Source organism: Streptomyces sp. NPDC006458 (genome assembly GCF_040612135.1).
Lineage (GTDB): Bacteria > Actinomycetota > Actinomycetes > Streptomycetales > Streptomycetaceae > Streptomyces.
In genome coordinates, this window is the sequence record NZ_JBEXPR010000017.1 from 55,188 (window position 1) to 64,558 (window position 9,371).

Genomic DNA, 9,371 nt, shown 5'->3' on the forward strand with positions numbered 1-9,371 from the left:
GCATCTTTGTGCAAGAGCCCCTTGCGCTATTGCGCCAGGGGCTTCGTCTATTCCGGGGCATCCGGTCCGACGGGTTGCGGCCAACGACGGTCGCCGGTGTACGCAGACACAGGTGTGCGGCGTACGCCTCTGACCTTGGACATGCCCCGCCCGGAAGGGGTGTACGCGCGTGCCCGCACTTGTGCTGCTCGGTGCTCAGTGGGGTGACGAGGGTAAAGGTAAGGCCACCGACCTGCTCGGCGGATCCGTCGACTACGTGGTCCGTTATCAGGGCGGCAACAATGCCGGCCACACGGTCGTCGTGGGCGACCAGAAGTATGCCCTCCACCTTCTCCCCTCCGGCATCCTCTCGCCAGGGTGCACCCCGGTCATCGGCAACGGCGTCGTCGTCGACCCGTCGGTCCTGCTCTCCGAGCTGAGCGGGCTCAACGAGCGAGGCGTCGACACGTCCAAGCTCCTCATCAGCGGTAACGCGCACATCATCACGCCTTACAACGTGACCGTCGACAAGGTGACGGAACGCTTCCTCGGAAAGCGGAAGATCGGCACCACCGGGCGCGGCATCGGCCCGACCTACTCCGACAAGATCAACCGCGTCGGTATCCGGGTCCAGGACCTGTACGACGAGTCGATCCTCCAGCAGAAGGTCGAGGCGGCGCTCGACGTCAAGAACCAGCTACTGACCAAGCTCTACAACCGCCGTGCCATCGCCGTGGACCAGGTGGTCGAGGAGCTGCTGGACTACGCCGAGAAGCTGCGGCCGTACGTCGCCGACACGGTGCTGGTCCTGAACCAGGCCCTGGAGGAGAACAAGGTCGTCCTGTTCGAGGGCGGCCAGGGCACGCTGCTGGACATCGACCACGGCACGTACCCGTTCGTCACCTCCAGCAACCCGACCGCGGGCGGTGCCTGCACGGGCGCGGGCGTGGGCCCGACGAAGATCAGCCGGGTCATCGGCATCCTGAAGGCGTACACCACCCGCGTCGGCGCCGGTCCCTTCCCGACCGAGCTGTTCGACGCGGACGGCGAGGCGCTGCGCCGCATCGGCGGCGAGCGGGGTGTCACCACCGGCCGTGACCGCCGCTGCGGCTGGTTCGACGCGGTGATCGCCCGCTACGCCACCCGCGTCAACGGTCTGACGGACTTCTTCCTGACCAAGCTCGACGTCCTCACCGGCTGGGAGGAGATCCCGGTCTGCGTGGCCTACGAGATCGACGGCAAGCGGGTCGAGGAACTGCCGTACTCGCAGTCCGACTTCCACCACGCGAAGCCGGTCTACGAGACCCTGCCGGGCTGGTCCGAGGACATCACCAAGGCCAAGTCGTTCTCCGACCTGCCGAAGAACGCGCAGAACTACGTCAAGGCCCTGGAGGAGATGTCCGGCGCCCCGATCTCCGCGATCGGCGTGGGTCCGGGCCGCGACGAGACGATCGAGATCAACTCGTTCCTGTAGGCCGGGACACGGCTGTGCCGCGACCGCGTCGCGGCACGGTCCGGCCAGGCATGATCGGGTCGCGGTGCCAATGTGCCGCGGCCCGGTCGGACCGATGCACGTGCGGGCGCTCCCGGCAAGCGGGGGCGCCCGTTTCGTGGTCCAATCGGGTCATGCCCCTCCGTGAGGCGCCGTGCCAGGGCCCGTACGGCGGAGAGGTCCAGGACACCGACTGCGGCGAGCGGGCCCGTTTCGAGGTTCTCCGCTACCGGCGCCCCGCGCTGCATGTGTGCCCCGTCCATCTGGGCCCGGCCCTGCTGCTGGCCGACGGGGTGCTGTGGCCGCCGGAGATCCGGCTCATCGGGTGAGGCGCCGAGCCCCCGCGTGTTCCACCAGCCCCCGCGTGTTCCACCAGCCTCCGCGTGCTCCACCAGCCCCGCCAACGCCAGCCCGCGTGTTCCCAGTCCCGCTTGTGCCGGCCCCCGCCTGCGTCACCGGCCCCGCCTGCGCCACCAGTCCCCGCCTGCTGCTCCACCGCCCCCACCCCGCTCGCGCGGGCGAATGCCGTCAACCGGACATATGGTGAAGGGAGTAGGGGGTGCTTCGACCAGGGAGAGGTGGCTGCGATGCGCGTGATGCTCAAGGCCTCGATGGACACGGAGAAGGCCAACGAGTTGATCCGCAGCGGGAAGATGGCGGACCTGCTCAAGGCGCATCTGGAGAGGATCCGCCCCGAGGCGGCCTACTTCGGCGCGGAGAACGGGAAGCGGACCTGCTACCTCGTCCTCGACCTCCAGGACAGCTCCGACATGCCGAAGCTGGCGGAGCCGTTCTTCATGGAACTGGGCGCGGGCGTGCAGTTCTCCCCCGTGATGAACGTCGACGACCTCCAGCGCGGCCTGGCCCAGCTCGGGTGACGGCACGGCTCAGCTGAAGACGATCATCGACCCCTGGGCGAGGCTGCGGGTCGCCGCGGCGTGCAGGCCCAGCCAGACGTGCCGTTCGCGGGCGAAGGGGCTGGGGTCGTACGGCGCGGGGATCGCCGGTTCCTCCAAGTCGGTGGGTGCCGACGGCGGTTGGGGCGCGGCCGGGGGGTTGCCCGGGTCGATGCCGATGGCCGGGGCGATCAGCTCCAGTTCGCGCAGGAGTGCCTGGGAAGAGCCGAGCGGGCCGCCGCCGGCCAGCATGTCCTCGTCGGAGAGCGGGTGCGGGAAGTCGACGGGGATGTACGCGCCCGCGTGGTCGTAGTGCCACACCAGGTGCGACTGCTGGGCCGTCGTCTCGAACATCTCCAGCAACTGCTCGTAGTCGCCGCCCAGTTCGTCCACCGGTGTGACCGGCAGTCCGCACATCTGGAGCAGATAGACGCGGCGCAGGAAATGCAGCGCGTCGTAGTCGAAGCCGGCCACCGGGGCGACGTCGCCGGACAAGCCGGGCATGTACTGGTACACCGGCACCGGCGGGTGGCCGGCCTCGGCCAGCACCCGGTTGTACTGCGCGAGTTCGTCGGCGAACGGGTTGTCCGGGGTGTGGCACAACACGTCGATGAGAGGTACCAGCCACAGGTCACAGGCCAAAGAGGGCTCCTCGCTCGGAACGGCGTACGGGGTGCAGCGGGTCGGTCAGGAAGCCTAATCGGTGCGGTGCACGGATGGTTCCCCGCCTGCGCCCGCTCAGTCCCCCGCGGCCCACTCGATGCACGCGCGCCAAGTCCCCCGCGGTCCCCGCTCGATGCACGCGCGCCAAGTCCCCCGCGGCCCAGTCGATGCACGTGCGCCCGCTCAGTCCTCCGCCGCCCCCTCGATCAGCGCGAGCGAGTGGGCGTCGTACGCGGCCACGACGGCCCGCGCGGTGTCGGTGTCGCGCCGGGTGAGGGCGTCGACCAGTTCGGTGTGCCCGGCCCACAGGCGGCCGCGCAGGTCGGGGAGCAGCCGCAGACGCTGTACCGCGCAGACCCAGGACTGCACGCGCAGCCGGTGGAGGAAGTCGGCGAGGTAGTCGTTGCCGTACAGGGCGCACAGCTCGCGCCAGAAGCGCAGGTCGTAGCCGATGAGGACGATCAGGTCGCCCGCGGTGGCGGCCCGCTGGGCCTCCTGGCCGCGGCGGCGCACCCCGGCCAGGGCGGCGGCCGTGCGCGGGTCGGCCGGGTCCTGGAATCCCCGGTGGCCCTTGCCGAGGGCGTGGAACATGCCGTCGGTGACCAGGCTGCGGGCCTCGACGAGCCCGCGGAAGTCGGCGAGCGAGTACTCCCGCACCCGGAACCCGCGGTGCTGGTCGGCCTCCAGCAGGCCCTGGGCGGACAGGTCGACCAGCGCCTCGCGCACGGGGGTCGCCGAGACGCCGTACTGGTCGGCGATCTCCTTGACCGTGAAGGCCTGTCCCGGTTGCAGCCGGCCCGCCAGCACCTCGTCCCGAAGCGCGTCCGCGATCTGCTGCCGCAGGGTGCTGCGCGTGACGGCGGCCCCGATGCCGCTGCTGCCGGGCATGGTCGGCGTGTCTCCCTCATCACGTGGCGGTGGCGTGCTCGTGTGCGTCCGTATCGTCCATACGGCCGTACGCATACGTCTACGAGCACGCCACCTTACGCGTTCGGGCCCGGGTCAGCCCCGGGTGTGCTCGTCCGCGACGAAGAGCGCGGCGTCCAGCACGGCGAGGCCTTCCTTCAGCTCGGCCTCTGTGATGTTGCAGGGCGGCACGACGTGGGTGCGGTTCATGTTCACGAAGGGCCAGACCCCGCCCGCCTTCATCGCGGCGGCGAACGCGGCCATCGGCGCGTTGGCCTCCCCGGCGGCGTTGTACGGCACCAGCGGCTCGCGGGTCTCCTGGTCCCGGACCAGCTCGATCGCCCAGAACATGCCGAGGCCGCGGACTTCGCCGACGCTCGAGTGCCGCTCGGCCAGTTCGCGCAGCGCGGGCTCCAGGACGTCCGTGCCCAGGTGCGCGGCGTGCTCGACGACGCCCTCCTCGGCCATGACCCGGATCGTGGCGACGGCGGCCGCGCAGGCCAGCGGGTGCCCGGAGTAGGTGAGGCCGCCCGGGTAGGGGCGCTTGGCGAAGGTGTCGGCGATCTTGCCGGAGATGGCGACACCGCCGAGCGGGACGTAGCCGGAGTTCACGCCCTTGGCGAAGGTCATCAGGTCCGGCACGACGCCGAAGTGGTCGGCGGCGAACCACTCACCGGTCCGTCCGAACCCGGCCATGACCTCGTCGAAAACGAGGACGATGCCGTACTTGTCGCAGATCTCGCGCACCCCGGCGAGATAGCCCGGCGGCGGGACCATGATGCCGGCCGTGCCCGGCACGGTCTCCAGGACGATCGCGGCGATCGTCGCGGGCCCCTCGAAGGCGATCGTCGTCTCCAGGTGCTCCAGTGCCCGGGCGCACTCCTGCTCCTCGGTCTCGGCGTAGAAGCGGGAGCGGTAGAGGAAGGGCGCCCAGAAGTGCACGACCCCGGCCGCGCCGCTGTCGTTGGCCCAGCGGCGCGGGTCGCCGGTGAGGTTGATCGCCTGCTGGGTGCCGCCGTGGTACGAGCGGTAGGCGGAGAGCACCTTGGGGCGGCCCGTGTGCAGCCGGGCCATGCGCACCGCGTGCTCGACGGCGTCGGCGCCGCCGTTGGTGAAGAAGATCTTGTCCAGGTCGCCCGGGGTGCGCTCGGCGATCAGCCGGGCCGCCTCCGAGCGTGCCTCGACCGCGAAGGCGGGGGCGAAGGTGGTCATCCTCGCCGCCTGCTCCTGGATCGCGGCGACGACCGCCGGGTGCTGGTAGCCGATGTTGGTGTAGACGAGCCCGCTGGTGAAGTCGAGGTACCGCTTGCCGTCGTAGTCCCAGAAGTACGACCCCTCGGCGCCGGCGACGGCGAGCGGGTCGATGAGTTCCTGCGCGGACCAGGAGTGGAAGACGTGCGCGCGGTCCGCGGCCTTCACTGCGGCGCCGGCTTCGGGGTTGGGCTGAGGGGTCATGCGGGCGAGCGTAAATGTCCGCGATGCGGAATCGATATGGGCGTCCTGTCTGCGGGCCGGGGCTTTCCGCGACAGGTTGTCGAGCAGGACGCCGTTGACAGCAGGCTGTCGAAGTGACAGCATGTTGTCATAAGCAGCGGCCCGGAGGAGGACCTCATGAGCACCACAGTCCGCAAGCCCGTGCACCACGCCGTCTACGACACCTACGCCGACTGGGAGACCGGGCACACCACCGCCCACCTGGCCCGGGGCGGCCACGAGATCCGCACGGTCGGCCCGACGGCGCAGGAGGTCCGCAGCATCGGCGGACTGCGCGTGCGGCCCGACCTCGCGCTCGACGCCCTGCGGCCCGAGGACAGCTCGCTGCTGATCCTCCCGGGCGCCGACCTCTGGGACACCACGGACGATCTCGCCCCCTTCGCTCGCAAGGCGCGCGAGTTCCTCGCCGCCGGTGTCCCGGTCGCCGCCATCTGCGGGGCCACCGCCGGACTCGCCCGCGAGGGACTGCTCGACGACCGCGCCCACACCAGCGCCGTCTCCTTCTACCTGGCCGCCACGGGCTACGGCGGCGGCGAGCGGTACGTCGACACGGACGCGGTCACCGACACGTCCGGCGCGGGCGCGCTCGTCACCGCCGGTCCCACCGAGCCCGTCGCCTTCGCCCGGGAGGTCCTGCGCCTGCTCGGGGTGTACGAGGGCGAGGTGCTCGACGCCTGGTACCGGCTGTTCCACGACTCCGACGCCGGGGCCTACGCCGTCCTGGAGCGGGCGGGCGCCGCGTGAGCCGGGAACGCCAGGACCTGCTCAGCCGTGCCGCGCTGGGCGTGTTCCGGCTCAACGGCCAGTTCCTGGGCGTCGCCGAGGAACTGGCCGGGCCCGCCGGGCTCACCGCCGCCTGGTGGCAGGTGCTCGGCGCGGTGCTGCGCGAGCCGCTGCCCGTGTCCGGCATCGCGCGGACCATGGGCATCACCCGGCAGAGCGTCCAGCGCATCGCCGACCTGCTGGTGGAGCGGGGGCTCGCCGAGTACCGGACCAACCCGGCCCACCGCCGCGCCAAGCTGCTCGCGCCGACCGAGGCCGGGTTCGCCGCGGTCCGCCGTATTGACCCAGGTCACGCGGGGTTCGCCGACCGGCTCGCGGCGGCTTTCGGGGAGGGCGAGCTCGCGACGGCCGTGGAGATGCTGGAGCGGCTGTCGAGGGTGCTGGAGGAGACGGGACCGGTAACCGGACCGGGCGTGGGGAGGCGTCCGGCCGCGGGCGCGGCGACGAGCGCACCGGCTGTTACGGAACCGTAGACACCGGGCCGTTCACCTCGCCCTTTGCCGCACTATCGTGGGGCTGTCGCACTGGCGTGGCCGGGGGAGGGCCTGCGGTGGAGAAACTCGGGGCGGGAGATCCACTGAGGATCGGCGCGTACCGCTTGCTGGCACGGCTGGGTGCGGGCGGGATGGGGCAGGTGTACCTCGCCCGGTCCGACCGCGGACGCACGGTCGCCGTGAAGCTCGTGAAGCGGGACCTGGCCGCCCAGGAGGAGTTCCGGGAGCGGTTCCGGCAGGAGGTACGGGCCGCCCAGCGGGTCGGCGGGTACTGGACCGCGCCCGTGCTGGACGCCGACACCGAGGCCGAGGTGCCCTGGGTGGCCACCGGCTATGTCGCCGGGCCGAGCCTCCAGCAGGTCGTCGGGCGCGACCACGGGGCGCTGCCCGAGCGGTCGGTGCGCATCCTCGCGGCCGGGCTCGCGCACGCCCTCAAGGACATCCACGCCGCCGGGATCGTCCACCGGGACCTGAAACCGTCCAACGTGCTCGTCACCATCGACGGGCCGCGGGTCATCGACTTCGGCATCGCCCGCGCGCTGGAGACCGTCACCGAGGCGGGCCTGACCCGCACCGGCGCGCTCATCGGGTCGCCCGGCTTCATGGCCCCCGAGCAGGTCCGCGGCGACCGCATCACCCCGGCCTGCGACGTCTTCTGCCTCGGCTCCGTCCTCGCCTACGCCGCCACCGGCACCCTGCCGTTCGGCGGCGCCGACAGCGGGGTGCACGCGCTGATGTTCCGCATCGCCCAGGACGAGCCGGACCTGACGGGCGTCCCCGAGGGGATCGCCGACCTCGTCCGCGACTGCCTCAAGAAGGACCCGGGCGCGCGGCCGACCCTCGACCGCATCCTCCAGCGGACCGGGGCGGAGGACACGGTGTCCGGCGGCCGATCGCGCGACCCCTGGCTGCCGGGGGCGCTGGTGGCCCAACTGGGGCGCCACGCCGTGCAGTTGCTGGACACCGAGGACCCGGAGCTGCCGGGGGGCGCGGGGGCGGCGCACGGGGCGCCGGGTGCGCCCGTCGCCCCGGGGCCCGCAGGGGGCGCGTGGGGTCCCGGCGGCGCCGGGGTGCCGCCGGGTGCCTCCGGTGTTCCCGCGCTTCCCGCCGCGCCCGCTCTCCCGGCGCTGCCGGGCCGTTTCCCGGCCGGGGCGCCCGGTGCGCCTGCCGCTCCGGGACACCCGCCGGTGCCCGGCGCCCCGCAGGCCGGGCCGTCCGGCGTACCGGCGGCTCTTCCGCCCGTGCCCGGCGCTCCTCCGGCCGGGGCGCCCGGTGTCCCGGCCCCGGGCATCGCCCGTCCCGCCCTGCCCGCCCTGCCCGCCGCCTCGCCCGAGCACGCGCCGGCCGGTGACGAATCCGCGCCGGCCTTCGGGCCGCCGCCGGGCACGCCGCCGGACCGGCTGCCGACCGTCGCCGCCGGGCCGGGGCCGCAGGGGGGCCCGCCGCATCCCGCGTACGCGCCGCCGCCGGCGTACGGCCACCCTCAGCCGGGCCCCGACGGCTACGCGTACGGCACCGCGCGGCCCGGCGCCGGAGGCTGGGGCGCGCCGCCCGCGGCCCCGGCGTGGGGCGGCTCGCACCAGCCCGGGGCCGCCCACGGAGGTCTGGGCTCGACGCTCTACGGCCCCCCGTCGTCCCCGCCCGAACGTCGCAACGGATGGGCCACGCCCGCGCTCGTCGCCGTCGCCCTGGTCGTCGCGCTCGCCGCGGGCGGGTCGGTGTACGCCCTGATGAACGGCGGCCTCGGCGACGACGCCAAGGGCGGTCCCACCCCCTCCCCGGTCACCACCGCCCCCACCACCTCCGGCCCGACCACCGACGAGCCCACCCCGTCCACCAGCACCTCCTCGGGCCCGACCTCCTCCGCCCCGGCCGACGGCGTCGTCCCGGAGGGGTATGTCGGCACCTGGACCGCCGCCATCGACAACGACAGCGGACACAACACCCGTGTGCTGACCATCCGGCAGGGCGAGGTCGGCGACACGGTGCTGTCCCTGGTCGCCGAGGGGCCCTCCGGAAGCGGCACCTACCGCTGTGTGTTCGAGGCCCGGCTCGGCGAGGAGCCGGGCACGGACGGGCCGTTGGCGATCGGGCCGTCCACGGTCACCGTCGGCGAGCCCGCCTCCTCCTGCACCCCCGGCGCGGCCTCCGAGGTCACGCTGCTGCCCGACGGCACGCTGCGGCGGGTGAACACGGACAGCGGGGAGGAACTGACCTACCGCCGCGGATGACGCTTCGGCGTGCCGTGCGCCACCCGCCGCGAGGCCCGTGCCTGCGGAGGTCCGCGCCTGACGGGAATGTGCCTGAGGAGGCCCGTGCCTGCGGAGGTCGGCGCCCGATGGGCTTGCGCCTGAGGAGGCCCCTGCCTGCGGACGCCCGCGCCCGATGGGCCTGCGCCCTCTGGGGTGCGCCTATGACGCGGCCCTGCGCCTATGACGCGGCCCTGCGCCTATGACGCGGCCCTGCGCCCGACGGCCCAGCGCCCAACGGCCCTGCGCCCAACGGCCCTGCGCCTGACGCGGCCCTGCGCCCGACGGCCCAGCGCCCAACGGCCCTGCGCCCGACGGGCCTGCGCCTGACGCGGCCCTGCGCCCGACGGCCCAGCGCCCAACGGCCCTGCGCCCGACGGGCCTGCGCCTGACGCGGCCCTGCGCCCGACGGCCC

9 protein-coding genes are annotated in these 9,371 nt (G+C 73.3%); 6 read left to right on the forward strand and 3 right to left on the reverse strand.

Annotated elements, in window-relative coordinates:
• Positions 1-169 precede the first annotated feature (169 nt).
• From ABZZ79_RS23190 to ABZZ79_RS23200, 3 genes are all read left to right on the forward strand, one after another.
• A complete protein-coding gene (locus ABZZ79_RS23190; protein ID WP_356691530.1) occupies positions 170-1,453 on the forward strand; it encodes an adenylosuccinate synthase in 1,284 nt (427 codons plus the stop codon).
• A 152-nt stretch (positions 1,454-1,605) separates the two neighbouring features.
• Positions 1,606-1,800: a hypothetical protein gene (locus ABZZ79_RS23195; protein ID WP_356691532.1), complete on the forward strand. Its 195-nt coding sequence runs from the start codon at positions 1,606-1,608 to the stop codon at positions 1,798-1,800.
• A gap of 258 nt (positions 1,801-2,058) precedes the next feature.
• Positions 2,059-2,349 (forward strand): hypothetical protein, encoded by a 291-nt coding sequence (locus ABZZ79_RS23200; protein WP_356691534.1) that lies wholly within the window; start codon positions 2,059-2,061, stop codon positions 2,347-2,349.
• Between the two features lie 9 nt (positions 2,350-2,358).
• Here the strand turns inward: ABZZ79_RS23200 and ABZZ79_RS23205 are convergent, their stop codons facing one another.
• From ABZZ79_RS23205 to ABZZ79_RS23215, 3 genes are all read right to left on the reverse strand, one after another.
• The gene (locus ABZZ79_RS23205; protein WP_356691536.1) at positions 2,359-3,009 is read right to left on the reverse strand and encodes a hypothetical protein; all 651 of its coding nucleotides are present in this window, start codon (positions 3,007-3,009) and stop codon (positions 2,359-2,361) included.
• 204 nt (positions 3,010-3,213) lie between these two features.
• Entirely contained in the window at positions 3,214-3,918 is a 705-nt protein-coding gene (locus ABZZ79_RS23210; protein ID WP_356691538.1) for a GntR family transcriptional regulator, read from the reverse strand.
• 114 nt (positions 3,919-4,032) lie between these two features.
• A complete protein-coding gene (locus tag ABZZ79_RS23215; protein WP_356691540.1) occupies positions 4,033-5,391 on the reverse strand; it encodes an aspartate aminotransferase family protein in 1,359 nt (452 codons plus the stop codon).
• Between the two features lie 156 nt (positions 5,392-5,547).
• Between ABZZ79_RS23215 and ABZZ79_RS23220 the strand changes: the two genes are divergently transcribed.
• The 3 genes from ABZZ79_RS23220 to ABZZ79_RS23230 all read left to right on the forward strand — a co-directional run bounded on the left by ABZZ79_RS23220 (position 5,548) and on the right by ABZZ79_RS23230 (position 8,938).
• Positions 5,548-6,174: a DJ-1/PfpI family protein gene (locus ABZZ79_RS23220; protein WP_356691542.1), complete on the forward strand. Its 627-nt coding sequence runs from the start codon at positions 5,548-5,550 to the stop codon at positions 6,172-6,174.
• Positions 6,171-6,686 (forward strand): helix-turn-helix domain-containing protein, encoded by a 516-nt coding sequence (locus tag ABZZ79_RS23225; RefSeq protein ID WP_356691544.1) that lies wholly within the window; start codon positions 6,171-6,173, stop codon positions 6,684-6,686. The genes ABZZ79_RS23220 and ABZZ79_RS23225 overlap by 4 nt, the downstream gene beginning before the upstream one ends.
• A 77-nt stretch (positions 6,687-6,763) precedes the next feature.
• Positions 6,764-8,938, forward strand: a complete 2,175-nt coding sequence (locus ABZZ79_RS23230; protein ID WP_356691546.1) for a serine/threonine-protein kinase — start codon at positions 6,764-6,766, stop codon at positions 8,936-8,938.
• Positions 8,939-9,371 lie beyond the last annotated feature (433 nt).

What these genes read in the sequence shown, in the direction of transcription:
- ABZZ79_RS23195 (WP_356691532.1), top strand. Translation starts at nt 1,606, where the DNA reads ATGCCCCTCCGTGAGGCGCCGTGCCAGGGCCCGTACGGCGGAGAGGTC.
- ABZZ79_RS23200 (WP_356691534.1), top strand. Translation starts at nt 2,059, where the DNA reads ATGCGCGTGATGCTCAAGGCCTCGATGGACACGGAGAAGGCCAACGAG.
- ABZZ79_RS23210 (WP_356691538.1), bottom strand. Translation starts at nt 3,918, where the DNA reads ATGCCCGGCAGCAGCGGCATCGGGGCCGCCGTCACGCGCAGCACCCTG.
- ABZZ79_RS23215 (WP_356691540.1), bottom strand. Translation starts at nt 5,391, where the DNA reads ATGACCCCTCAGCCCAACCCCGAAGCCGGCGCCGCAGTGAAGGCCGCG.
- ABZZ79_RS23220 (WP_356691542.1), top strand. Translation starts at nt 5,548, where the DNA reads ATGAGCACCACAGTCCGCAAGCCCGTGCACCACGCCGTCTACGACACC.